The sequence below is a fragment of the Streptomyces sp. HUAS MG56 genome, assembly GCF_058673395.1.
Window position 1 is genome coordinate 8,031,305 of record NZ_CM178722.1, and the last position, 22,913, is coordinate 8,054,217.

Annotated in this window: 19 protein-coding genes and 3 pseudogenes; 10 read left to right on the plus strand and 12 right to left on the minus strand. The window is 69.9% G+C overall.

Annotation, left to right across the window (positions count from 1 at the left end; genetic code table 11):
• Positions 1-299 precede the first annotated feature (299 nt).
• The 4 genes and pseudogenes from AC4OXY_RS37515 to AC4OXY_RS37530 form a co-directional block, all read right to left on the minus strand.
• Positions 300-683, minus strand: coding sequence for a helix-turn-helix domain-containing protein (locus AC4OXY_RS37515; protein ID WP_491991839.1), 384 nt, complete (start codon positions 681-683; stop codon positions 300-302).
• Positions 644-1,497, minus strand: a pseudogene (locus tag AC4OXY_RS37520) (transposase). Before AC4OXY_RS37520 ends, AC4OXY_RS37515 begins: the two are co-directional and overlap by 40 nt.
• A 126-nt stretch (positions 1,498-1,623) precedes the next feature.
• Positions 1,624-3,450, minus strand: coding sequence for an AMP-dependent synthetase/ligase (locus AC4OXY_RS37525; RefSeq protein ID WP_356030456.1), 1,827 nt, complete (start codon positions 3,448-3,450; stop codon positions 1,624-1,626).
• A gap of 479 nt (positions 3,451-3,929) precedes the next feature.
• Positions 3,930-5,417, minus strand: a complete 1,488-nt coding sequence (locus AC4OXY_RS37530; protein WP_491991840.1) for an MFS transporter — start codon at positions 5,415-5,417, stop codon at positions 3,930-3,932.
• Between the two features lie 123 nt (positions 5,418-5,540).
• Between AC4OXY_RS37530 and AC4OXY_RS37535 the strand changes: the two genes are divergently transcribed.
• Positions 5,541-6,542 (plus strand): Lrp/AsnC family transcriptional regulator, encoded by a 1,002-nt coding sequence (locus AC4OXY_RS37535; RefSeq protein ID WP_402067846.1) that lies wholly within the window; start codon positions 5,541-5,543, stop codon positions 6,540-6,542.
• A gap of 64 nt (positions 6,543-6,606) precedes the next feature.
• On the opposite strand, the gene AC4OXY_RS37540 is transcribed toward AC4OXY_RS37535, so the two are convergent.
• Positions 6,607-7,476 (minus strand): LysR substrate-binding domain-containing protein, encoded by an 870-nt coding sequence (locus AC4OXY_RS37540; RefSeq protein WP_491991841.1) that lies wholly within the window; start codon positions 7,474-7,476, stop codon positions 6,607-6,609.
• A 223-nt stretch (positions 7,477-7,699) separates the two neighbouring features.
• On the opposite strand from AC4OXY_RS37540, the gene AC4OXY_RS37545 reads away from it, so the two are divergent.
• Complete coding sequence (locus AC4OXY_RS37545; protein ID WP_491994699.1) at positions 7,700-8,719, plus strand: bile acid:sodium symporter family protein; 1,020 nt, start codon at positions 7,700-7,702, stop codon at positions 8,717-8,719.
• Here AC4OXY_RS37545 and AC4OXY_RS37550 read toward each other — a convergent pair.
• Both AC4OXY_RS37550 and AC4OXY_RS37555 read right to left on the minus strand, forming a co-directional pair.
• Complete coding sequence (locus tag AC4OXY_RS37550; RefSeq protein WP_491991842.1) at positions 8,669-10,546, minus strand: exo-alpha-sialidase; 1,878 nt, start codon at positions 10,544-10,546, stop codon at positions 8,669-8,671. The two genes, AC4OXY_RS37545 and AC4OXY_RS37550, sit on opposite strands and share 51 nt — an antisense overlap.
• Before the next feature lie 151 nt (positions 10,547-10,697).
• Entirely contained in the window at positions 10,698-11,615 is a 918-nt protein-coding gene (locus AC4OXY_RS37555) for a quinone oxidoreductase family protein (RefSeq protein ID WP_491991843.1), read from the minus strand.
• Positions 11,616-11,740: 125 nt separating this feature from the next.
• Between AC4OXY_RS37555 and AC4OXY_RS37560 the strand changes: the two genes are divergently transcribed.
• Both AC4OXY_RS37560 and AC4OXY_RS37565 read left to right on the plus strand, forming a co-directional pair.
• Entirely contained in the window at positions 11,741-12,178 is a 438-nt protein-coding gene (locus AC4OXY_RS37560; RefSeq protein ID WP_356030450.1) for a MarR family winged helix-turn-helix transcriptional regulator, read from the plus strand.
• Positions 12,179-12,197: 19 nt separating this feature from the next.
• Positions 12,198-12,725 (plus strand): isochorismatase family protein, encoded by a 528-nt coding sequence (locus tag AC4OXY_RS37565; protein WP_491991844.1) that lies wholly within the window; start codon positions 12,198-12,200, stop codon positions 12,723-12,725.
• An 11-nt stretch (positions 12,726-12,736) separates the two neighbouring features.
• Here AC4OXY_RS37565 and AC4OXY_RS37570 read toward each other — a convergent pair whose 3' ends face one another.
• Positions 12,737-13,456 carry an SDR family oxidoreductase gene (locus tag AC4OXY_RS37570; protein WP_491991845.1) on the minus strand — a complete coding sequence of 240 codons (720 nt, stop codon included), beginning with the start codon at positions 13,454-13,456 and terminating at the stop codon, positions 12,737-12,739.
• 152 nt (positions 13,457-13,608) lie between these two features.
• On the opposite strand from AC4OXY_RS37570, the gene AC4OXY_RS37575 reads away from it, so the two are divergent.
• Complete coding sequence (locus AC4OXY_RS37575) at positions 13,609-14,430, plus strand: LysR family transcriptional regulator (RefSeq protein ID WP_491994700.1); 822 nt, start codon at positions 13,609-13,611, stop codon at positions 14,428-14,430.
• Between the two features lie 159 nt (positions 14,431-14,589).
• Here the strand turns inward: AC4OXY_RS37575 and AC4OXY_RS37580 are convergent, their stop codons facing one another.
• From AC4OXY_RS37580 to AC4OXY_RS37595, 4 genes and pseudogenes are all read right to left on the minus strand, one after another.
• Entirely contained in the window at positions 14,590-15,372 is a 783-nt protein-coding gene (locus tag AC4OXY_RS37580; protein ID WP_362820439.1) for a TIGR03084 family metal-binding protein, read from the minus strand.
• Positions 15,373-15,647: 275 nt separating this feature from the next.
• The gene (fdhD, locus tag AC4OXY_RS37585) at positions 15,648-16,496 is read right to left on the minus strand and encodes a formate dehydrogenase accessory sulfurtransferase FdhD (protein ID WP_402067856.1); all 849 of its coding nucleotides are present in this window, start codon (positions 16,494-16,496) and stop codon (positions 15,648-15,650) included.
• A 7-nt stretch (positions 16,497-16,503) separates the two neighbouring features.
• Positions 16,504-16,896: pseudogene (locus AC4OXY_RS37590) on the minus strand (4Fe-4S binding protein); the annotation flags it as partial.
• A gap of 132 nt (positions 16,897-17,028) precedes the next feature.
• Positions 17,029-17,151 carry a hypothetical protein gene (locus tag AC4OXY_RS37595; RefSeq protein ID WP_356030443.1) on the minus strand — a complete coding sequence of 41 codons (123 nt, stop codon included), beginning with the start codon at positions 17,149-17,151 and terminating at the stop codon, positions 17,029-17,031.
• A gap of 96 nt (positions 17,152-17,247) precedes the next feature.
• Between AC4OXY_RS37595 and AC4OXY_RS37600 the strand changes: the two genes are divergently transcribed.
• From AC4OXY_RS37600 to AC4OXY_RS37620, 5 genes and pseudogenes are all read left to right on the plus strand, one after another.
• Complete coding sequence (locus AC4OXY_RS37600; RefSeq protein WP_491991846.1) at positions 17,248-19,323, plus strand: WD40 repeat domain-containing serine/threonine protein kinase; 2,076 nt, start codon at positions 17,248-17,250, stop codon at positions 19,321-19,323.
• Between the two features lie 362 nt (positions 19,324-19,685).
• The gene (locus tag AC4OXY_RS37605; protein WP_491991847.1) at positions 19,686-20,402 is read left to right on the plus strand and encodes a DUF5655 domain-containing protein; all 717 of its coding nucleotides are present in this window, start codon (positions 19,686-19,688) and stop codon (positions 20,400-20,402) included.
• A 22-nt stretch (positions 20,403-20,424) separates the two neighbouring features.
• Positions 20,425-21,212 (plus strand): annotated as a pseudogene (locus tag AC4OXY_RS37610) (IS110 family transposase); the annotation flags it as partial.
• Positions 21,213-21,409: 197 nt separating this feature from the next.
• Entirely contained in the window at positions 21,410-22,747 is a 1,338-nt protein-coding gene (locus AC4OXY_RS37615) for an OFA family MFS transporter (RefSeq protein ID WP_491991848.1), read from the plus strand.
• On the plus strand, positions 22,722-22,850 hold the full coding sequence (locus tag AC4OXY_RS37620) for an MFS transporter small subunit (protein ID WP_256255804.1): 129 nt from the start codon (positions 22,722-22,724) through the stop codon (positions 22,848-22,850). The genes AC4OXY_RS37615 and AC4OXY_RS37620 overlap by 26 nt, the downstream gene beginning before the upstream one ends.
• The last annotated feature ends 63 nt before the right edge of the window (positions 22,851-22,913 follow it).

A 22,913-nucleotide genomic window follows, 5' to 3' on the forward strand; every position in this document is an offset into this window, starting at 1 on the left:
CGGCAAGCGGATCACCGGCTGGTGCGCCGCCTTCAAACCCGAGGCCGACGACATCCGCGACTCTCCCGCCCTCGCCGTCGCACAGGCCCTGCACGACCTCGGCGTCACCGTCACCGGCCCCAAAGCCCTCGACAACGCCCGCGGCACCCTCAACACCGCCCAGTGGCGCGACGCCGGCTGGTTCATCCGAGCACTCGGACGCGCCTGACCACCAACACCCCCCACGCGGAAGGGACCGGCCCTCAAGAGCCGGTCCCTTCCGCATTCCGGGATCACAGATCGATAGCGTTCTCAGCCGATCAGCGAGACACTGCCAGCACTCGATCGCCGCACACCAACGACAGACCAGGCCGACCCGAGCTGAGACACCAGGCCCGCTGAGACACCCCAACTGTTCCCAACAGGCCGTGGACCGCGCCGTAAGAGCGGCCGGTGGCCTCTGCGATCGCGCGGAGGGAAGTCCCCGCTTCGTACCGGGCCTTGAGGTCCGCGGCGACGTTGTCGCGCTCGGGGCCGGGCGGTAACCTGGGGGGCCGGCTTCCTCGACATGAGCGCGCTCCCCTTCGCGTAGGGCAGACGGACACAGCCATGGCCCTGTCAGACGAACGGCTGCAGAGCAGCCCAGGTTGCGCCAACAGGTACGTCAGGACAGAGCGGCATCGGTCGCCCGGGGCAGCGGACATGCGCCGGCCGGGCCGGTCACGTCAGCGCGGTCTGCGGGATCACCGTATGCCGGTCCTGCCCCACTCAACCGTGTGCCGACCGTGCTCGTGGCGGTCAGCTGGCGCAGTATCACCGCGGTCATCGCCCAGTACACCCGCGACTCCGAACTGCGTGGCAGGTGCTCGTAGTCGCGCACCAGCCTGCGGTGCAGCATCAAGATCCCGTAGGCGCGCTCCACGATCCACCGCTTGGGGATCGGCACGAACCCGGTCTGCGCCGGGTTGGCCTCGACGATCTCCACCTCGATGTCCGCCTTCTCCCCGTGCGCGACGACGGCGTTCTTGAAGCCCTGGTTGACCAGGGCCTTCTGAACGGTGTCGGTGTCGGCGGCGACCTTGTCCAGCAGCGCGATGCCGGCGGCGTTGTCGTGCACCGACGCAGCGAGCACCACCACCGCGATCACCAGGCCCAGCACGTCAACGGCCAGGCCGCGCTTGCGGCCCGCTACTTTTTTTGCCGCATCACACCCCGTCGACTGTGCAGGCACCCCAGCCGCCGCGTGCACGCTCTGGGTGTCGAGCACCACCAGACTCGGGTCCGCCTTCCGCCGCGCCTTCTCCCGCACCTGCCAGCGCAGCAGGTCGTGCGGAAGCAGGTCCCACTGGCAGCCGGTGCGGCCCTGTAGAGGAGCGCGTTGACGATCTCCCGCATCTCGTACCGGCCCTGGTGACCGCTGACCGAGCGGTGTGCGGCCTTCCATGCCGCGATCACCGGCTCGACAAGCGCCCACTGCTCGTCGGACAGGTCGGTCTTGTAGGGCTTGCGTTCGCTCACGGTGCTCAGCCCAGCACGCCCGAGCCCGTCGACCGGCCGAGATACCGAGCTGCCACACGTTCAGGCGACGACAAAACACCTATGCACTTACATACCGCCCTCTGAATCCGACGAGTAGACGCATCATCAGGTCCGGTAGAGGGCCTCGACCTCGTTGTCGTACACCTTCTCGATCGCCTTCCGCTTCAGCTTCAACGACGGCGTGAGCAGGCCGTGTTCCTCGGTGAACGGCTGCGCCAGGATGCGGAAGGTACGGATCGACTCGGCCTGGGAGACGAGGGTGTTGGCGGCCACCACCGCCCGCCGCACCTCCGTCTCCAGGTCCGCGTCGCGCACCAGCTGCGCCGGAGTCAGCCTCGGCTTGCCGCGCATCTGGAGCCAGTGCTCGACGGCCTCCTGGTCGAGGGTGACCAGGGCGGCGATGTACGGCCGGTCGTTGCCGACCACGATGCACTGGTTCACCAGCGGATGCTCGCGGACCCGCTCCTCCAGCACCCCGGGCGAGACGCTCTTGCCGCCGGAGGTCACCAGGATCTCCTTCTTGCGGCCGGTGATGGTCAGATAGCCGTCCTCGTCCAGCGAGCCGAGGTCACCGGTGGCCAGCCAGCCCTCGTGCAGGGTCTCGTCGGTGGCCTTCGGGTTGTTCAGGTAGCCCTGGAAGACGTTGCCGCCGTGCAGCCAGATCTCCCCGTCGTCCGCGATGTGCACGGTCATCCCGGGGATGGCCTGGCCGACCGTGCCGTAACGGGTGCGCTCGGGCGGGTTGGCCGTCGCCGCGGCCGTCGACTCGGTCAGGCCGTAGCCCTCGTAGATCTGCACGCCCGCGCCCGCGAAGAACAGCCCCAGGCGCCGGTCCATCCCCGAACCGCCCGACATCGCGTTGCGGATCCGGCCGCCCATCGCCGCGCGGACCTTGCCGTAGACGACCTTGTCGAAGAACTGGTGCTGCATACGCAGTCCCGCCGACGGCCCGGGCCCGATGCCCCATGCCTTCGCCTCCACGGCCTCCGCGTACTTCACCGCGATGTCGACCGCCTTCTCGAACGGCCCCGACCTTCCCTCCTTCTCCGCCTTACGGCGTGCGGAGTTGAACACCTTCTCGAAGATGTACGGCACCGCCAGGATGAACGTCGGCCTGAACGCGGCCAGATCGGGCAGCAGCGCGGCGGCGTGCAGCTGCGGCTGGTGCCCGAAGCGGACCTTGCCGCGGATCGCGGCGACCTCCACCATCCGTCCGAAGACATGCGCGAGCGGCAGGAACAGCAGGGTGGAGGCCTCGTCGTCCCTCTTGGTGTGGAACACCGGCTGCCACCGCTGGATCATCGTGTCCGCCTCGAACATGAAGTTCCCGTGCGAGAGCACACAGCCCTTCGGGCGGCCCGTGGTGCCGGAGGTGTAGATGATCGTGGCGACCGAGTCGGGCGTGACGGCCTGCCGGTGGCGGTGCACCGTCTCGTCGTCCAGGTGCGCGCCGGCGTCGTACAGCTCCTGCACGCAGCCCGAGTCCAGCTGCCACAGCTGGCGCAGCTGCGGGAGACGGTCGATGACGGTGGCGATGGTCATCGCGTGGTCCTCGTGCTCCACGATCGCCGCGGACACCTCGGCGTCGTAGAGCATCCAGAAGCACTGCTCGGCCGAGGAGGTGGGGTAGACGGGCACCACCTGGGCGCCGATCGTCCACAGCGCGAAGTCGAACAGGGTCCACTCGTAACGGGTACGGGACATGATCGCGACGCGCTCGCCGAAGCGGATGCCGCGCGCGAGCAGGCCCTTGGCGAGGGCCATGACCTCGTCGCGGAACTCGGCAGCGGTCACATCGCGCCACTGCCCGTCGGGATCCTTGCGGCCGAGGGCGATATGCGTCGGGTCGCTCTGGGCATGCTCGAAGACGACGTCGGCCAGACCGCCCACGGGCGGCGCCGACGCCAACGGCGGGTTGGTGAACTCGCGCAAAACCTCGCTCCCCGATCCTCGCTGTTGGTCACGCCCGTGATGCTCGGCACAGCGCGGTGAAAGCTACCCCACGGCGTGTCCGGGCGGGAGGGGGTAGTTAACCGCGCAAACCTCACGTTTTTCGTGGGAGGTGACCGGAAAATGCCCTCACATGGGGAAGGGCCGGACACGATACTGACGGGTCAGTAAGTTTCGGTGCCGTAATCTCCACCGAATCTGTACGGGCTAATTACGGGCCGTACCATCCTGGTCACGGCATACAGTGCCCTGCTCACGGCATGCAGTGTCCTGCTCATCGCATACGACATCACGTTCGCCGTTCACCTCCCCACACATATCGCACACCGAATACTGCATATTGCATACGCGCGACCTCGCGCGGCGAGGGCGGCCCCGGAGTCATGCTCCCGGGACCGCCCCCGCCCTGCACGCGTCGGAGCAGCCGTCCGCCCGCCTTCGTCGGCAGTCGGCCGCTGTTGTCAGCGGTGCGCCGCCACCGCCTTCCGTGACACGGTGCCGGACTCCTTGGGCGAGATCGGCCGGCCCGCCCGTACGAGCAGCAGCACCAGGGCGGCCACGACCGTCCCCGCGAGGCCGACGACCAGCAGCGCGCCGTTCAGGCCCGAGGCGAACGCGGTGCGCAGCGTGTGCTCGGCGAAGTGGCCACGCAGGGCCCCGGCGGCGCCGCCGGCCAGGGCGTGGGCCGCCCCGTTCGGCAGGGTGCCGGTCATCCGCGAGGTGAGGACCGTGCCGAAGACGGCCACGCCGAGTGCGTAGCCGAGCTGGCGCACCGTGTTCACCGCACCGCCCGCCATGCCGGCCCGCTCCTGCGGTACCGCCGCCAGCGCCGCCCCGGCCACGGTCGGCGCGACGAACCCGGTGCCGACGCCGACCAGCACGAATCCCGGCACCAGCGCCGTCCAGTCCGAGCCCGCGTCCAGCACCGCCTGGCACAGGGTGCCCGCGGCGATCAGCAGCAGTCCGCCGCCGACCGTCAGCCAGGCCGGCACCCCGTGCAGCAGCCGCCCCACCAGTACGGCGACCACCATCGACACCACCGTCATCGGCAGCAGCGTCAGCCCGCCGCGCACCGGCGTCAGCCCCAGCAGGGTCTGCATCCACAGCGACAGGTACGGGATCCCGGCGAACGCCACCCCGTTGAAGGCGAACGATCCCAGCATCACGCCGACGAACGCCGGCCGGCGCAGCAGTGACAGATCCAGCAGTGGATGCGCCACCCGCCGCTCCACCAGCACGAACACCACCAACGCCAGCGCGGCCACCGCGAACGCCGTCAGTGTCGCGGACGCCGTCCAGCCGTCCTCGCCGGCGCGCACCACGGCATACGTCGCACCGCCCGCGAACAGCGCGAAGGAGGCCGTACCCGCCCAGTCGACGCGCATCCCGCGCGGCCCGCGAGACTCGGGCACCACCCGCAGCATCAGCCACACGGCCGCCACGCTCACGGGCAGGTTCACGAAGAAGATCCACCGCCAGCCCGGCCCCTCGGTGATCAGTCCGCCCAGCACCGGCCCGACCGCCGCGGCCCCGCCGCTGACCGCGCCCCACACCCCGAGCGCCGCCGAGCGCTGCCGTCCTTGGTACACGGAGCCGAGCAGGGGCAGCGTCGTCGCGAACATCGCCGCGCCGCCGATGCCCTGCACCGCCCGCGCCGCCACCAGCGCTCCCGGCCCCGACGCCAGCCCGCACAGCAGGCTGGCCAGCGCGAACAGCACCACACCCGTCACATGTACCCGGCGCCGCCCCATGATGTCGGCCGCCGCTCCCATGCCGAGCAGCAGCGCGGCCAGCGCGAGCGCGTACCCGTCGACGACCCATTGCAGATCGCCCAGCGAAGCGTGCAGTGAGCCGGCCATGTCCGGCAGCGCGACCACCACGATCGTCACGTCCAGCAGCAGCATGAACGTGCCCAGGCACACGGCCGTGAGCGTCCCCCAGCTCCGCATGCTCCACTCCCCGTATCGTTCCCGTCGTCTTCCTGTCGTTCCGTACGATGACCGGGGCGGGGCCGATCGGACCGCTCTGTACGCCTTGTGCGACGAAATCCGACGGGGGATCGCGTGCCGGAGATGGAATCCGACGTTCTCGACGTTCTCGACCTGCGCCTTCTGTCCGCGCTGGAGGTGGACGGCCGGGCTCCCTTCAGCCGGATCGGCACGGTGCTCGGCGTCTCCGACCAGACCGTCGCCCGCCGCTACCGCAGGCTCGTCGCGACCGGCGGCGTGCGCGTTGTCGCCCTGCGGGATGCCTACCGGCTCGGTCAGGACCAGTGGATGCTGCGCGTGCGCTGTGCCCCCGACAGCGCCCTGGCCATCGGTGAGGCCCTCGCCAAGCGACCGGACACCTTCTGGATCGGTCTCGCCTCGGGCGGCACCGAGGTGATCCTCCTGACCCGGCCGCACCGCCCCGGCGACCATGACGACCTGCTGCTCGGCAAACTGCCGCGCACCCCGCGCGTGCTTGAGATCCGTGCCCACCAGCTCCTGCACCGCTTCTACGGCGGTGTCGACGGCTGGCTCCGCAAGTTCGGCGCGCTCACGGAGGACGAGATCGCCGCGCTGCGGGCCGATCCCGGCTGCGTATCCGATTCGGGTCCCGGCTCCGGACCGCCGTCCGGTCCGGCCCGCCTCGAACCCGACGACGAGCCGCTGCTGGCCGTACTGGAACGTGACGGCCGTGCCACGTACCCCGAACTCCAGCGCGCGACCGGCCGCTCGGATTCCTCCGTCAAACGGCGGCTGACGGCGTTGCTGGCCTCCGGCGCGATCTATCTCGACGTCGAGTACCCGCCGCGGATCTTCGGCTACCCGGTCTCCGCCCTGTTGTGGATCACCGCGGTCCCGGCCGCCCTGTCCGCGGTCGGCCGGGCCCTGGCCGCCCACGGTCCGATCGCCCACGTCTCGGCGACGGCCGGCTCCTCCAACCTTGTCGCCAGCGTCGTGGCCCGCAGCACGGCCGACCTGTACGACTACCTCAGCGGCCCGCTCGGCCGCCTGGAGGGCGTGCAGCACGTGGAGACGACGCCGTTCCTGCGCCGGGTGAAGCATCTGACGTATCCGGTGGCCCGCTGAATCCACCGGAGGCGGGACGGTATCCGGCCGGCGGCGGTGGACGGTGGCTTTCGCCGCGGTCTGCTCAGTCGCCGCGTCGCCGGAGCCGTTCGCCGCCCGCCAGGACGGCAGTGGCCAGGGCGTTCGCTGCGTTCCCCGCCGCGCCGTGGCGGCGGCCGTGGAGGAGGACGAAGTCGGTCTTGCCGAGGTCCGGCAGGCCGGAGCGGTCCGGGAGGCGGAACAGGCCGGGCGGGATCAGGCGCCGGGAGTGGGCCATGACGCCGAGGCCGGCGCGGGCGGCCGCGATGAGGCCGTTGAGGCTGCCGCTGGTGCACACGATCCGCCACGCCCGGCCCTCGCGCTCCAGCGCCTCCAGCGCACGGGCCCGGGTGATGCCGGGCGGGGGGTACACGATGAGCGGGACGGGCCGGTCGGCGTCCAGGCGCAGCCGCTCGGCGCCGATCCACACCAGGTCGTCGCGCCACACCAGTTCGCCGCGGGGGTCTTCAGGGCGGCGCTTGGCGAGCACCAGGTCCAGTTTTCCGGCGGCCAGCTGCTCGTGCAGGGTGCCGGAGAGCTCGACGGTCAGTTCGAGGTCGACCTCGGGGTGGTCGTAGCGGAAGCTCTCCAGGATTTCCGGGAGCCGGGTGAGCACGAAGTCCTCCGAGGCGCCGAACCGCAGCCTGCCGCGCACCCGGGTGCCGGTGAAGAACGCCGTCGCCTGCTCGTGCACCTGGAGGATCCGCCGGGCGAAGCCCAGCATCGCCTCGCCGTCCTCGGTCAGCTCCACCGAATGGGTGTCCCGGGTGAACAGCTGCCGTCCGGTCGCGTCCTCCAGGCGGCGGACGTGCTGGCTGACCGTGGACTGGCGCAGCCCGAGCCGGCGCGCGGCCTGCGTGAAGCTCAGGGTCTGGGCCACGGCGAGGAAGGTGCGCAGCTGTGCCGGGTCGTACACGGCACCAGTTTAGCCGGTTATCGCGAAATGTGATGGCAGTCAGAGTGGTGTACGGGATTCCCGATCGGCCTGGCCCGGGGGAGCATGGAGGGGGCTTTTGCGGGCCCGAACGAACAAAGACGCTCAGCGATACCTGCTGACCGACCGACGACAACTTCAGTCCCCACACGCACACAACAGAGCACATCGGAGCACCGTGACACGCCTGCGCCGGCCGAGCTGGATGCCGATCGACCCGTACATCGTCCTGCTGCTGGGGACTGTTGGCCTTGCCGCGCTCCTCCCGGCCCGGGGGACCGCCGCCGATGTCGCCTCGGGCGCGTCGACGGCCGCGATCGCCTTCCTCTTCTTCCTCTACGGCGCCCGGCTGTCGACCCGGGAGGCGATGGACGGCCTGCGCCACTGGCGGCTGCATGCCACCGTGCTGCTCTGCACGTTCGTGCTCTTCCCGGTGTTCGGGCTCGCCGCGCGGGCCCTGGTGCCGACGCTGCTGACGCATCCGCTCTACCAGGGTCTGCTGTTCCTGACGCTGGTGCCGTCCACGATCCAGTCGTCCATCGCGTTCACCTCGATCGCCCGCGGCAACGTGCCCGCGGCGATCTGCGCGGGCTCCTTCTCCTCCCTCGCCGGCATACTGATCACCCCGCTGCTGGCGGCGGCGCTCCTCGGCAACAGCGGCGGCGGGTTCTCCGCCGACTCACTGGTGAAGATCGTGCTCCAGCTGCTGGTGCCGTTCCTCGCCGGGCAGATGCTGCGCCGCTGGATCGGCGGCTTCATCGCGCGGCACAAGAAGGTCCTCGGCCTGGTCGACCGCGGCTCCATCCTGCTCGTCGTCTACACCGCCTTCAGCGAGGGCATGACCCAGGGCATCTGGCACCAGGTCAGCCCCGCGCGGCTCGGTGGCCTCGTCGTCGTGGAAGCCGTCCTGCTGGCCGCGATGCTGCTGCTGACCTGGTACGGGGGCAAGGCGCTCGGCTTCGGCCGGGCGGACCGGATCGCCATCCAGTTCGCCGGGTCGAAGAAGTCCCTCGCCTCCGGGCTGCCCATGGCGAGCGTCCTGTTCGGCGCCCACGCCTCCCTCGCCGTGCTGCCGCTGATGCTCTTCCACCAGATGCAGCTGATGGTGTGCGCGGTCATCGCCAAGCGCCGTGCCCGCGATCCAGAGGAGGTTCTGGACGCCGTGCCGGGGGCGTCAGCGGCCCACGTGGTCCAGGGGCAGCCACAGGACCGTGTCCTTCGCTGACCGCAGTGCCCTCGGGTCCGACAGCTCCTGGTCGGTGAGCGCCCGGTCCCATACGTGCACCTCGTCGATGGCGCCGGTGAAGAAGGCCCGGCTGTCCATGCGCTGAGCGATGTGCACGCCGAAGGGGGAGTTACGGCTGACCGACCCCGGGATGTCGGCTACGGACGACTGCATACCGTCGACCGACAGCATCAGCCGGCCGCCGCCCCGCCGGAGCACCACGTGATGCCAGTGGCCGTCGTTGTATGCGGTATCCGTGCGAACGTATGCAGTCTGCGGAGCCGCCGCGCCGTCCCGTACGGTGATCAGGCCCTGGACCCGGTTGTTCGCCGGCTCGGCGCGCAGCCACACCTGGGGCTGCGTGGTGCCGGTCCCGCCCATCCACAGCAGCGGCTGCTCACCGGTGGTGGCCGTGTACCGGAACCACAGCGACGCCGTGAAGTCCTTCGTGCCGAGCGGCAGCCGGCGGCTGTACGGCAGACGTACGGCCGCGTCGGTGCCGTTGAACTCCAGCGCGCCGCCGAACACTCCCTGCGTTCGCCGCGCGCCGCCGAGCACCGCGGCCGGGCGGGCGTGCGGGGCCAAGTCGGCAGTGACCGGGTCGGGGCCGCGCCGCGGGGCGAGCCAGTTCTCGGTGAAGCGGGCGAAGCGGATCTCGTCGCGCGAGTCCAGCGCACCGCCCTCGTAGACCAGGCCGATCGTGTCCCCGGCGATGCGCACCAGGTCGGAGTAGCCGGACCAGTCCGTGGTGACGACCGTGCCGCGGTCCACGCTGTCCCAGGTGCGGCCGCCGTCGTAGGAGGAGCGGATCATCATCGTGCGGCGCCGGTCGGGGTCGGCGGGGCAGGCGAGCAGCAGGCGGTCGCCGAGCCGCAGCAGCGAGCCCTGCACCATCGGTGCGTACAGGTCCGGCAGGTCGCGGAATGGAGCGGTGAAGCTGGAGCCACCGTCGCGGCTGACGGCCTGGGTGCGGTGGCCGAGGTCGGTGCCGTCCTGCTCCCGGCCGCTGACCAGGACGGAGCCGTCGCCGAGTTCGGCGAGGGCGAGTTCGGAGGGCTTCTGCCGGAAGGTGCCGTCCTCGGCGATGGGCCAGGTGTCCTGGGCGCCGATCCGCCAGTGGCCGCCGTGGTCGTCGCTGACGATCAGCGCCGCGTGGTTGGCGGTGATCCGGGTGCCGTCCCAGGACTCGGCGTTGACCCCGAAGACCAGCCGCCCGGCGTACCGTCCGTGCGTGAGCTGGATGTCGTGCGCCGGCCCGGTCGCGTACCAGGAGTTCCAGGCGGCGGGCAGGATCTCCGGGCTCAGGTCGCGCGGTACGGACCAGGTCAGGCCGTTGTCGTCGCTGTACTGGAGGTGCGGGGTGCGGTCGCACGGCACCGAGCAGCTGGCGCTGTCCGTACGGCCTGTGTTGTACGTCTCCGCGAGCCAGATGCGGCCGGTGGTGCGGTCCACGATCGGCGCCGGGTTGCCGTGGGTGTCGCCGTGGCCCTTGTTGACCACCTGGAGCGGGCCCCAGGTGCGGCCGCCGTCGGTGGAGCGTTTGAGGACGATGTCGATGTCGGTGGCGTCCCCGCAGTTGGGGACCCGTCCCTCGGCGAACGCCAGCAGTGTGCCGTCGACGGCCTTGACGACCGTCGGGATGCGGAAGCAGGCGTAGCCGGGGTCCTGGGACGCCTTGAACAGGACCTGCTGTGTGAACTGGGGTGTCTTATCCACGGGTTGGGCCTGTGCGGGGTGGGGTGTGGCGAGTGGCGCCACTAGCAGCGCCGCCGTCGTGCATACGAGGGCGAGTGCGGATCTGAGACGGGCGCGAAGACCTGACGGCATGGTGCGACCTGCCCTTCATCGGTCGGACATCTGGACATTCGGACATCCGATGTCCAACGTGCGCACCGATGACGGTAGTTGGGGCCAAGGCGCCCCACAAGCAGCGTGCAGTGCACGGAGTGCGCCGAGGCCTCAACGAGTACGCCGAGCCTCACGGCCGCAGGACGACCTTGCCGAGGTTGGCGCGCGTCTCGATCGCCTCGTGCGCCTTCGCCGCGTCCTCCAGGGCGAACTCGCCGTGCACGGCGGGCGTCACGGCGCCCTCGGTGAACAGCCGCCACAGCTCCCGGCGCCACTGCTCGTACAGTTCCGGCCGGCCGCGGGCGATCAGGGCCATCTGGAAGCCGATCACCGACTTGGCGCCGACCAGCAGGTCGTAGGCCTGGATTGTGCCGCCGCCCGAGCTGTAGGCGACCAGGCGGCCGTGCGGGGCGAGGGCGGCGAGCGCCGGGGTGAGCAGATCACCGCCGACCGCATCCAGTATGCAATCGACCGGATCCCCCCAACTGTCGTCCGCATATTGGATACAGTCGTCCGCGCCCAGCGCCCGCACGAAGCCGGCCTTCGCCGGATCGGACACCGCGCCCACCACCCGTCCCACGCCCCGCGCCCGCGCCAGCTGCACGGCGAGGTGTCCGACGCCGCTCGCTGCCGCCGTGACGAGGACCGCCTCGCCCGGTGCGGGCCGCGCCGCCTCCAGCGCCCCGAACGCCACCAGGCCGCTGCGTACCAGCGCGACCGCGTCGACGGCGCTCGCCTCGTCCGGTACCGGCGAGGCCATGGCCTCGTGCAGCAGGGCGAAGTCGGCGTACCCGTGGCCGAAGCACAGGCCGGTCACTCGCTCGCCCGGCCGGAAACGCCTCACGCCCTCGCCGACCGCCACCACCTCACCGGCGAGCTCGCCGCCCAGTGCGATGGGTTCGGCGGCCTCGGTGACCTTGCGGACGATGGGCAGCGTGACACCGACCGCCTCGCAGCGCACCAGCAGCTCCCCGGGGCCGGGCTCGGGGACGGGGGCCTCCTCCAGGAACAGCGGGCCGCCGGCGGAGTCGTAGCGAACGCGACGCATCAGCACCTCCATGGCCGGGCGGACCCGGCGCATCGGTCGTTGGGAAAACCCATGAAATCGTTGGGAGTCCCAACGATAACCGGTCTTCGTTGGGAAGTCCAACGTTTTCTGGCTAGGCTGCCGTCATGGCCGAAGCTCCCCTGCCCGCGATCCGCTCCCTGCCCAGCTGGCTCCTCGGCCGGGCCGCCGCCCGGGGCCGTGCCCTGGTCGCCGAGGCCCTCGCGGCCGAGGGCATGAAGATGTGGCACCACGTGGTCCTCTCCGCCGTCCGCGACCTCGCCCCGGTCGCCCAGGCCGACCTCGGCCGCAGTGTCGGCCTCGATCCCAAGGACCTGGTCGGCGTCCTCAACGACCTCCAGTCCGCGGGTCACGTCGTCCGCGCCCCCGACCCCCGGGACCGGCGCAAGAACGCCGTGTCCCTCACCGGCGAGGGTGCCCGCCTCCTCGAACGCTGCGAGAAGGCGGCCCGCGAGGCAAACGACGATCTGCTGGCCCCGCTCTCGGCCGCCGAACGCGATCAGTTCATGGGCCTGTTGATCCGGATTTCCGGCACGGATGGCTGACGGCGGGTAACGTTCCGTCATGACCGCAGCTCCCGTACTCGATCCGCAGCGCACCGCCCTGATCCTCATCGACCTGATGGATCGCATCGTCGCGCTGCCCCTGGAACCCCGCACCGGCACCCATGTGCTCGCCACCGCCGAGCAGTTGGCGCACAGATTCCGCGGCGCCGGAGCGCCTGTCGTGCTCGTCCGGGTAGAACGCCCCTCGGCCGCCGAACAGCCGCCCGGCAGCGACCTGGTGGCCGGACTCGTCCGCGACGGCGACCTGGAGGTGGTCAAGCGCACCCTGGGCGCCTTCCAGGGCACAGGACTGCACGAGCGGCTGCAGGAACGAAGCGTCACCACGCTGGTGTTCGGCGGCATCGCCACCAACCTCGGCGTCGAGTCCACCGCTCGCGCCGCCGCGGACCTCGGGTACGGCCTCGTCTTTGTGGAAGACGCCATGGCCGCCTTCACCGCCGCCGAACACGAGGCGTCCGTCCGGCTCGACTTCCCCCGGCTCGGGACGGTCGTGACCGCCGACGGCGTCCGCCTCGCCGCCGGCTGACGTGTGACGGCTCAGACCAGCGTGCCGCCGCCGTCCACCACCACCACCGACCCGGTGCTGTAACCCCCGCGCATCAGATACAGGTACGCCTCTGTCACGTCCGCCGGCTCGCCGACCCGTCCCACCGGCAGCGACTCGGCGGACGACCGGAACAGCCCCTCCCGGACGTCCTCCGGCAACTCCCGCCACAGTTCGGTGCGCACCACCCCGGGCGAGACCGCGTTGACCCGCACCGGTGCCAGCTCCACGGCCAGCGCCCGGGCCAGCGACTCCATCGCCCCGCACAGCGCCGACGCGGCACTCGAACCGGGTACCGGCCGGCGCCCCGCCGTCCCCGTCGTCAGCACCACCGACCCGCCCGGGCGGATCGAGGCGGCGGCGTGCTTCACCGCCGTGTACGCCCCCCACAGCCGTGTGTCCATGAACTGTCGGGCCCGTTCGACCCTCGTCTCGGCCAGGCTCTCCAGCAGCAGCGCCTCACCCGCCGTGTACACCAGATGATCGAACACCCCGACCTCCTGGAAGAAGCCGCGCACCGCGTCCTCGTCCGTCGCGTCCAGGACCCTCCCCCCGGCCCCCTCGGGCAGCAGCTTCAGCGCCGCGTCCACACTCTCCGGCCGGCGCGAGGCGACCACCACCTCCGCGCCCTCCCGCGCCGCCCCCTCGGCGACCGCGAGCCCGATACCCGACGTACCCCCGATGACGACCACACGCTGTCCCCGCAGATCCATGGGAAATCCCTCTCCATACCGATGTTCCATCCCGATCGGACGACTCCAGCCTGCGCTCCTATGAAGGTGTACGTCCAAGTCCTCTTTCGCCCGCGGCGATACCCTGAAGGCATCACCACAGGTGCGCGAGCGTGCCGACGAGAGGGGCGGTCATGGACCTGGATCTGCGCAAGGTCCGCTACTTCGCCGCGGTCGCCGAACTGCTCCACTTCGGCCGCGCAGCCGAGCGGCTGCACATCGCCCAGCCGGTGCTGAGCCGGCAGATCCGGGCCTTGGAGAAGGACTTGGGGGTCGAGCTGTTCGTACGCCACAGCCATGGCGTGACGTTGACCGATGCCGGGCGCCAACTTGTTGAGGAAGCACATCAGTTGCTGGCTGCGGCCGACGGCGCGCGGCGCCGGGTAGGCCGGGCCGCGGGCGGGCCCCGCCGCTTCGTCGTCGGCTTCCGCGCCGGCATCGTCGTCACCCAGGCCCTGCGTGCCTTCCGGGCCGCGCACCCGGACGTCGAGACCAGCGCACGCCGCATCGAATGGGACGACCAGGAACGGCTCGTCCTCGACGGCACCCTCGACATCGCCTATGTACGCGCTCCGCTGCGCGAGGAGGGTCTCGAACTGCGGCTCCTTTACACCGAGTCCCGCGTGGCGATGCTCCCGGCCGGACACCGCCTCGGCGGTAAGCCGGAACTGTCCCTGGCCGACCTCGACGGCGAGACATGGCTGACCTACGCGCTTCCCGGGCCGGGCGACATGCCCGTACGCACCGTCGAGGAGAAGTTCGAGTGCGTGGCCGCCGGCAGCGGCATCACGCTCGTCCCGCACTCGATCGCCGAGCAGTACTCCCGCCCGGACATCAGCTACGTACCGGTCGTCGACGCCGAACCGGACCAAGTGCTGCTGGCCTGGGCGGCCGGCCGTACCTCGCCCCTGATCACCGAGTTCGCCGAGGCCGCGGCGACGGCGGGGTGCGGCTGAGAGCCCGTCGGGTGGCCAGCTGATCACGCCGAGCATGGGCCGCTGACGGCCCCGGAGTTCTCGCACTGGCACACACCGAGTGATCGGGACCGCCGCCGTGTCCGGAGGGCAGATCGCAACCGTCACGCGTCTTGCGTGACACAGGCACCCCGAAAGCTCTCAGAGGAAGACGCGCGCCACCTCCAGCCACTTCTGGGCGTCCTCGCCGGTCGCCGTCATGTTGGTCTCGGACCAGGGGCGACGCCGGGTGACACACAGGCAGAAGTCGATGGCGCCGCCGTGTACCCGTTGCGCGGCAGCTTCGGGGCCCCACACCCAGGTCCGTCCGTCAGGTGCTGTCAGCTCGACGCGGAAGGGGTCCGCCGGCTCAGGCAGTCCGACGGCGGCGAAGGACAGCGCCCTCCCCAACACCCCCAGCGACGCCACGTGCTTCAGTCGATCCGTCGGGCGGCGTGCCCCGCCCACAGCATCGAAGACGTCCTGCCCGTGTGCCCAGGTTTCCATCAGACGAAGGGGCGCCATCAGGGCCGGGGTCACCATCGACATGTACCAGGGGAATGCGTGGTCCCATGGCGTGTCGCGCAGTGCCGCCGCCAGTTCCGTTCGACCGGCCCGCCACTCCTCCAGAAGTACCGACCGGGGTTTGGCCGCTCCCGCGGCGGCGGCCTTGTCCGCATACCCGCTGCCTTCGGCTTCCGCCCGCCCGAGCTCGGCGCCGAACGCGTCCGGAGTGCGTAAGGCGCTGACTGCGTTCGCGTCCGCCCACGCGAGGTGGGCTATCTGGTGGGCGACCGTCCAGCCCGGTGCCGGTGTCGGTATGGACCAGTCGTCCACTGCCCTGACCAGGGCGTCGAGCTCGTCACCCTCAGCCACCAGCGCGGACAGGACACCGGCGTCATCTGCATCGGGGACGGCGAGGTTGTAGTTCAGCATGTGCGCCATGGTGCAAATCCTTCCCGACCAACGGTGGAGACGAAGTGTGCTCTCCGAGGCCATGACCAAGGTCGCGATGATCCGCCTGATGCCCGTCCGGCTGGACGGGCAGTCATCGCGGTGGAGCCATGAATCCCACCGCAAGACCGCGCGAACCTAGACCGCCGAAGACCTCATCATGGCGTAATCAACCGGCCACCCGACAGGCTCTGAGGCGGGGCCCAGCGGCGCAGGGGGCGCTCCCCGCCGGCGGGGCCCCGCCGCCGTGCCGCGGGGAGTCGGCCTCATCCCTGGGCGTCCGCCTCCTGCAGGGCGATGCGGTCCTCTCCCGCGTACACGTTCATCGAGCTGCCCCGCAGGAAACCCACCAGGGTCAGCCCGGTCTCGGCGGCCAGGTCCACCGCCAGCGAGGACGGCGCCGACACCGCCGCCAGCACCGGGATGCCCGCCATCACCGCCTTCTGCGCCAGCTCGAACGAGGCCCGTCCGGACACGAGCAGGATCGTCCGTGACAGGGGCAGGTCGCCGTTCTGGAGCGCCCGTCCGACCAGCTTGTCCACGGCGTTGTGGCGGCCCACGTCCTCCCGTATGTCCAGCAGCTCGCCGTCCTCGGTGAACAGGGCCGCCGCGTGCAGGCCCCCGGTCCGGTCGAACACCCGCTGGGCCGCCCGCAGACGGTCGGGGAGGCTCGCCAGCAGCTTGGGGGTGACCTGGACCGGGGGAGTGTCGGCGATCGGGAAACGCGCCGTCGTGCGGACGGCGTCGAGGCTGGCCTTGCCGCACAGGCCGCACGAGGAGGAGGTGTAGACGTTCCGTTCCAGGGTGAAGTCCGGCAGCGCCACGTCCGGCGCGGTCCTCACGTCGACCACGTTGTAGGTGTTGGAGCCGTCTGCAGTCGCCCCCGCGCAGTAGACGATGTTCTGTAGATCGTGTGCAGTAGCCAGTACACCTTCGCTCACCAGGAATCCTGCCGCCAGTGCGAAGTCGTCGCCCGGCGTGCGCATGGTGATCGCGAGAGGCTTTCCGTTGAGCCGGATTTCCAGGGGTTCCTCGGCGACGAGTGTGTCCGGCCGGGTGGAGACCGCCCCATCCCGGATGCGGAGCACCTTGCGTCGTTCCGTGACTCGTCCCATGTCCTGATCAGCCCCGGTTCTGTACGTGCTGGTAGCCGAAACGGCCCTTGATGCAGAGATTGCCGTAGGTCACCGGATTGTCGTGCGGTGAGGTGACCTTCACGATCTCATTGTCCTGCACATGGAGGCTGAGGGTGCAGCCCACTCCGCAGTACGCGCACACCGTGGACGTCTCGGTCTGCCGTGTCTCGTCCCAGGTGCCGGCCGCCCGCATGTCGAACTCGGTACGCGGCGCGAGGGCGCCGGTCGGGCACACCGCGACGCAGTTCCCGCAGTACACACAGGCCGAGTCGGTCAGCGGAGCGTCGTGCTCGACGGCGATCCGCGCGTCGAAACCGCGCCCGGCGACCGCGATCGCGAAGCTGTTCTGCCACTGGTCGCCGCAGGCGTCGACGCTGCGTCGCCGACCTCGAAACCCGCATTGCCGATGGGCTTAGCTCTCCTTGAGTGGTCGTGACCACCCGGCGAGGGTGAGGACGTTGTGAGAGCGGAGACATTGGGTGCATATGGGTTCGCGCCGGCATGGTAGCCATTACGCGTCGAAGTTGCCGTTCCAGACCAGGGTGCGGAGTTTGACGAGGGCCTCGGCTCCGGTGACGTCCATACGGTCTTTGACCAGGCGCTGGCCGGGGACCGTGGTACAGGTGATCGTCACACTGCACAATGGCCTCTGCAACGCGGGCAGTTGACTACGGCAGGGGGGGGAATCGTGCGGGCGGGGGACCATCTCTCCGGTAGGTACAGGCTGGACGTGCGGCTCGGGCACGGTGGCATGGGCGAGGTGTGGCGAGCATTCGACACCGAGCTCGGCCGCCCGGTCGCGGTGAAGGTGCTGCTGCAGTTCCACGCCACGCATGAGGAGCTACAGCGGTTTCGGCGCGAGGCGTCGATCGGCGCCCGGCTCAAGCATCCCGGTATCACGGTCGTGTACGACGTCGGGCAGCACGAGAACCGGCAGTTCATCGTCATGGAGCTGCTGGAAGGGATGGACCTTTCCCAGCTCCTGGCCCGCTCGCCCGGCGGTCTGCCAGTCGCCGAGGCGGTCGGTCTCGCGCTTCAGACCGCAGAGGCGCTGGCCGCCGCGCACGGCGGAAAAGTGGTGCACCGCGACCTCAAGCCTGGCAACCTCTTCCTGCAGGACGACGGCCGGATCAAGATCTGCGACTTCGGGATCGCCCGGGCCGCGGACACCACCGGCAGTATCACGGTCACCGACCGGCTGATCGGCACTCCGGCCTACATGGCGCCGGAGCAATGGCGCGGCGAGCACGTCGACGCGAAGTGCGACCAGTACGCACTCGGCTGCGTGCTGCACGCGCTACTCGCTGGCACCCCGCCGTTCCCCGCCTCCGAGCAACCCTGGGTTTTGATGCACCGGCACCTGGAGGAAACACCGCCCGCTTTGCACACGCTACGAAACGACGTGTCGGCGGAGATCGTCGAGCTGGTTACTGCGCTCCTGGCCAAGCACCCGGACGCTCGGCCGGACGCAGCCAGCACCGCCCAGCGCCTGCACTCGATCCAGCGGCATGCGCCTGGACCGCACTCGACCTCCACCCGGGATGCAACGCCACCCAGCCGTGGCCCCGCACCAGCATCAGAGGACCCGGCCACACCGGTCACCGCCACCGCGCCCAACCACGACACCGCGCCCGCCCCCACCCAGCCCATCGTCTCGCCACCCGCGCCCGCAGCCCTTCGCCACCGCCCACGCCGCCGCACCCTCATCCTCGGCTCACTGGCCACGGCGTCGGCCGGGACACTCGCCGCACTGGGACTGACACTCGCCGACAGCGCAGGCACCCCCAAGAAAGGCGGCAGCCCGAGCCCGGGCCCGAGCCGGCACCCGGCCAGTAGCCCCGGCAGCCCGGTGACGCTCGGAGGCGGCGGCAATGCGGTCGTGCGTTCAGTGGCGTTCAGCCCGGACGGCAACACCCTGGCCAGCGCCGACGACGACGGCGAGGCCAGGCTGTGGAACGTGGCCACCAAAACGTTGGCCAAGACCTTCACGCACAAGCCCGTGAACCCATGGCCTAAATCACTCGCTCAGGTCACCGCTTTCAACCCCGCCTTCTCGACGGCCTTGTCCGTGGCGTTCAGCCCGGACGGGGCCAGATTGGCCGTCGGCAACGGTGATGGGACGGTCAGCGTGTGGAACGTTGCCACCGGCGCCGAAACCACGCTCCCGTACCTCGATCCTGTCGAGTGGAATGGCTCCGTCGCTTACGTGGCGTTCCATCCGAGCGGCGGGATGCTGGCAGCGAGCTACGACGCCCCTGCCTTCAGGTTGTGGAATCTGTCCACCCGGACGGCCGGCACACCGCTGACCACCGGCGATACCTCTTGGATCTCAACTCTGGCGTTCAGCCCTTCTGGCACCGTCCTGGCGACCAGTTCCGGCAACGGCAACCCCGGGAACACCACCAGCGACGGACGGCTTCAACTGTGGGACGTCCCCTCCCGCTCGAACATCGCCACTCTCGCCCGGACCAATTCCACCTTGCATTCCCTGGCATTCAGCTCCGACGGGAAGAGGCTGGCGAACCTTCGCTCCGACGGGACACTCACGCTCTGGGACGTCGCAGCCCGCAGGAGCACGGCCACCCTCGCCGGCCCCGGCTCCGAGATAACGTGCATCGCGCCCGGCCCAGGCACCCTCCTCGCCAGCGGAACCAAAGACGGCGCTGTCAATGTGTGGAACACCGCCAACAGCGGGAGCACCGCTGCCGTCACCACCGACACCACAAGCAACTGCATCGCCTTTAGCCCGGACGGCAAGACCTTAGCCAGCGGGGGCACGAACCTCACGATGTGGACGATGACGTAAAGGAGGGTCCCCGGCATTGCCCACACGATCCAATATCTCGACACCGTCGTGCTCGCCAGGGCACCGTGGCGGTCGAGGATGACAGCATCGCTCGCCGGGCTGCCGTGGACGACCTTCACCCCGTCGTCGACATCGACGGGAACTGCCATGCTGTCGACCGCAGCTGGCCGCAAGCCACCGTCCTGCCCAATGCAGCCTGATCCTGCCGCAGGCCAATGGAACCCCCGCCACCAGGCAACCGAGGCTCCGGCACGAGGCCATTCGAACGAGCGACACCAGCGGCGCCAACCTGCCGTCGCGAACATATATTCTATGAATCGTCGCAGTTCAGAGCCGGTATCCGGGCTTCTGCGGTCGGTAATGTGGAGTACAAAAAGGGCGCCGACAGCGGTGTCCTGTCGCAGGCTGTCTCCTACCTATCTTCGTTGGACTCCGCGCGTCACGAGTTCGAGGCCTTGGTCAAGGAGAAGCTGGGCTCCGAGGCCGCCCAGTCGATCGTCTGGCGGAACCCTCGAATGGTCTGCATCGCCGCTGGCTTCTCGCACCACGACGGAGTCGCGGTGCGCCGTCTGCGCGAGCGGATCGACTTGGTGCGCTACCGCGTCTTCGAGGGTGGGCTGCTGAGCCTGCTGCTGTTCGAGTCCACGCCCAGATCTACGAGACCGATCTCGGATCGGCGCCAGAGCCGCGAGCGGGAGGTTACGGCTGGTGCCGCCGGCAAAGACGGCAAGACGTCCGCTCAGGCGACCGCTACCGCGGGTGCGATTCCTGGCTGCCTGCAGGACCTGTACGCCGAGCTGGTCGAGGCCCTCACCGCCTGGGGCGAGGTCGAGGTGGCTCAGCTTCGGCACTACATCGCCTACCGCCGGATGGTAAACCTCGCCTCCGTCATCTTCCGCCCGAAGCACGAGGCGATCCTGGTCTACCTCAAGATCGACCCGGACACAGTCGAACTGGAGGAGGGCTTCTCGCGCGACATGCGCGGTATCGGCCACCTCGGGACCGGCGACCTGGAGGTGCGTATCGCCTCGGCAGTCGACCTGGACTACGTCGGCGAGGTCGTCTGCGGGATGGAGTGACGACGAGCTGACGAAGGTGGCCGTGCCCCAGATCTGGGCCGGGATGGACATCGGTAAGGAGCATCACCACTGTGTGGTGATCAACGAGCGGGGCGAGCGGCTGCTGTCCCGCCGAGTCCTGAATGACGAGGCGGCCCTGCTGGAACTGATTCGCGACGTCCTGGACATCGACCAGGAAGTGCTGTGGGCGGTGGACGTCAATCACGGCGGTGCTGCGCTGCTGATCGGTCTGCTGCTCAACCACGGCCAGCCCATGGCCTACCTCACTGGCCTGACCGTGCACCGCGCGTCCGGCACCTACCGCGGTGAGGGCAAGGCCGACGCCAAGGATGCCTTCGTCATCGCCGACCAGGCCCGCATGCGCCGCGACCTGGGCCTGCTGCGGCCCGGCGACGAGTGAGCCGTCGACCTGCGCATCCTCACCACCCGCCGCACCGACCTCGCAGGCGACCGCACCCGCCAGATCAACCGGCTCCGCGACCAACTGCTGGAGTTCTTCCTCGCGTTGGAACGCGCGCTGGACCTCACCAACAAGGGCCCCGTCATTCTCCCGACGGAATACCAGACACCGGCCGCCATCCGCCGCGCCGGCGCGAAGCGTATCGAGACCTTGCTGCGTAATCGCAAGGTCCGAAGCGCCGCGGCTCTGGCCAATGCCGCCCTGGAGGCGGCACAGGCCCAGCACACCGCGCTGCCCGGCGAGACACTGGCCGCCGCGGCATGGCGGTCCGTCTTGCGAAGTCGGTGATGGCCCTCGACGAGGAGATCGCCGAACTCGATGCGCTCATCGAGGTCCGGTTTCGTGAGCATCGAACGCAACGACGCGCGGCGTCAGCCGTGGGCTTCACGTACGCACGTCGCGTGAGGGGGGCGGGCTCCTCGCCCGCCACCTACCGGTCGACGTCATGTCGCCGGTCGACCGTTGGACGCATCTCGCATACCGTTCACCGCATACGGTCGACCGCACACCTCCTCAACTCCCGTCCCCGGCTCTACCGTCCGCGAGCATGAGCAGCCCCCCTCTCGCACCTCCGGGCTGGAGCCGCTGGCTCGTTCCGCCCGCCGCCCTCTCGGTCCATCTCTCCATCGGCCAGGCGTATGCCTGGAGCGTGTTCAAGCCGCCCCTCGAGTCCGCCCTGCATCTCGACGGCACCGAGAGCGCGCTGCCCTTCCAGCTGGCGATCGTGATGCTCGGGCTGTCGGCTGCGTTCGGCGGCACGCTCGTCGAGCGCAACGGGCCGCGCTGGGCGATGACGGTGGCCCTCGTCTGCTTCTCCTCCGGCTTCCTGATCTCCGCGCTGGGCGCCGAGACGAAGCAGTACTGGCTGATCGTCCTCGGCTACGGCTTCGTCGGCGGGATCGGACTCGGCATCGGCTACATCTCGCCCGTCTCCACCCTGATCAAGTGGTTCCCGGACCGGCCTGGCATGGCCACCGGCATCGCCATCATGGGCTTCGGCGGCGGCGCGCTGATCGCCTCGCCCTGGTCGGCGCAGATGCTCTCGTCGTTCGGCAGTGACAACAACGGCATCGCCCTCGCGTTCCTGGTGCACGGTCTGTCGTACGCCGTGTTCATGGCGCTCGGTGTGCTCCTCGTCCGGGTGCCCGGCGCGGATACCCCGGTCGCGGGCGCGAGCGGATCCGGAGACGCCGGCGGTGTGCGGGTGTCGGCTCGCAGTGCGGTGCGCACGCCGCAGTTCTGGCTGTTGTGGGTGGTGCTGTGCACGAACGTGACCGCCGGCATCGGGATCCTGGAGAAGGCCGCTCCGATGATCACGGACTTCTTCGCGGACAGCTCCACCCCGGTCTCGGCTTCGGCGGCTGCCGGTTTCGTCGCGCTGCTGTCGGCGGCCAACATGGCGGGCCGGATCGGCTGGTCGTCGGCCTCCGACCGGATCGGCCGCAAGAACATCTACCGCGTCTACCTCGGTGTCGGCGCGCTGATGTACCTGCTCATCGCGTTGTTCGGGGATTCAGCGAAGCCGCTGTTCGTGCTGTGCGCCCTCGTCGTCCTCTCCTTCTACGGCGGCGGCTTCGCGACCGTACCCGCGTATCTGAAGGATCTCTTCGGGACGTACCAGGTCGGCGCGATCCACGGCCGACTGCTCACCGCCTGGTCCACCGCGGGCGTGCTCGGGCCGCTGATCGTCAACTGGATCGCCGACCGGCAGAAGGAGGCGGGCAAGCACGGCGCGTCGCTGTACACGCTGTCGTTCGGCATCATGATCGGCCTGCTCGTCCTCGGTTTCGTCGCCAACGAACTGGTCCGTCCCGTCCACGTCCGTCACCACCACGTCCCCGCTCCGAGGGAGGCCGCGGATGACCAGCGACAGCAGTCCGCCTAGCCGCAGGGGCCTGATCGTCCTCGCCTGGCTGTGGGTGGCGGTGCCCCTGGGCTACGGAGTGTACGAACTCGTACAGAAGGCGACGCAGCTGTTCACGGGCTGAAGGGCCCGGACGGATGCTCGGGTGTCCGAGGGTCTGAGGGAAGCCGACAACTCGGACGCCCGA

Coding starts and splice junctions, on each gene's coding strand:
- AC4OXY_RS37515 (WP_491991839.1), bottom strand. CDS start 683: ATGTCCGCTGCCCCGGGCGACCGATGCCGCTCTGTCCTGACGTACCTG.
- AC4OXY_RS37530 (WP_491991840.1), bottom strand. CDS start 5,417: ATGCGGAGCTGGGGGACGCTCACGGCCGTGTGCCTGGGCACGTTCATG.
- AC4OXY_RS37535 (WP_402067846.1), top strand. CDS start 5,541: ATGGAATCCGACGTTCTCGACGTTCTCGACCTGCGCCTTCTGTCCGCG.
- AC4OXY_RS37545 (WP_491994699.1), top strand. CDS start 7,700: ATGCCGATCGACCCGTACATCGTCCTGCTGCTGGGGACTGTTGGCCTT.
- AC4OXY_RS37550 (WP_491991842.1), bottom strand. CDS start 10,546: ATGCCGTCAGGTCTTCGCGCCCGTCTCAGATCCGCACTCGCCCTCGTA.
- AC4OXY_RS37555 (WP_491991843.1), bottom strand. CDS start 11,615: ATGCGTCGCGTTCGCTACGACTCCGCCGGCGGCCCGCTGTTCCTGGAG.
- AC4OXY_RS37560 (WP_356030450.1), top strand. CDS start 11,741: ATGGCCGAAGCTCCCCTGCCCGCGATCCGCTCCCTGCCCAGCTGGCTC.
- AC4OXY_RS37565 (WP_491991844.1), top strand. CDS start 12,198: ATGACCGCAGCTCCCGTACTCGATCCGCAGCGCACCGCCCTGATCCTC.
- AC4OXY_RS37570 (WP_491991845.1), bottom strand. CDS start 13,456: ATGGATCTGCGGGGACAGCGTGTGGTCGTCATCGGGGGTACGTCGGGT.
- AC4OXY_RS37575 (WP_491994700.1), top strand. CDS start 13,609: ATGGACCTGGATCTGCGCAAGGTCCGCTACTTCGCCGCGGTCGCCGAA.
- AC4OXY_RS37580 (WP_362820439.1), bottom strand. CDS start 15,372: ATGGCGCACATGCTGAACTACAACCTCGCCGTCCCCGATGCAGATGAC.
- fdhD (WP_402067856.1), bottom strand. CDS start 16,496: ATGGGACGAGTCACGGAACGACGCAAGGTGCTCCGCATCCGGGATGGG.
- AC4OXY_RS37615 (WP_491991848.1), top strand. CDS start 21,410: ATGAGCAGCCCCCCTCTCGCACCTCCGGGCTGGAGCCGCTGGCTCGTT.
- AC4OXY_RS37620 (WP_256255804.1), top strand. CDS start 22,722: ATGACCAGCGACAGCAGTCCGCCTAGCCGCAGGGGCCTGATCGTCCTC.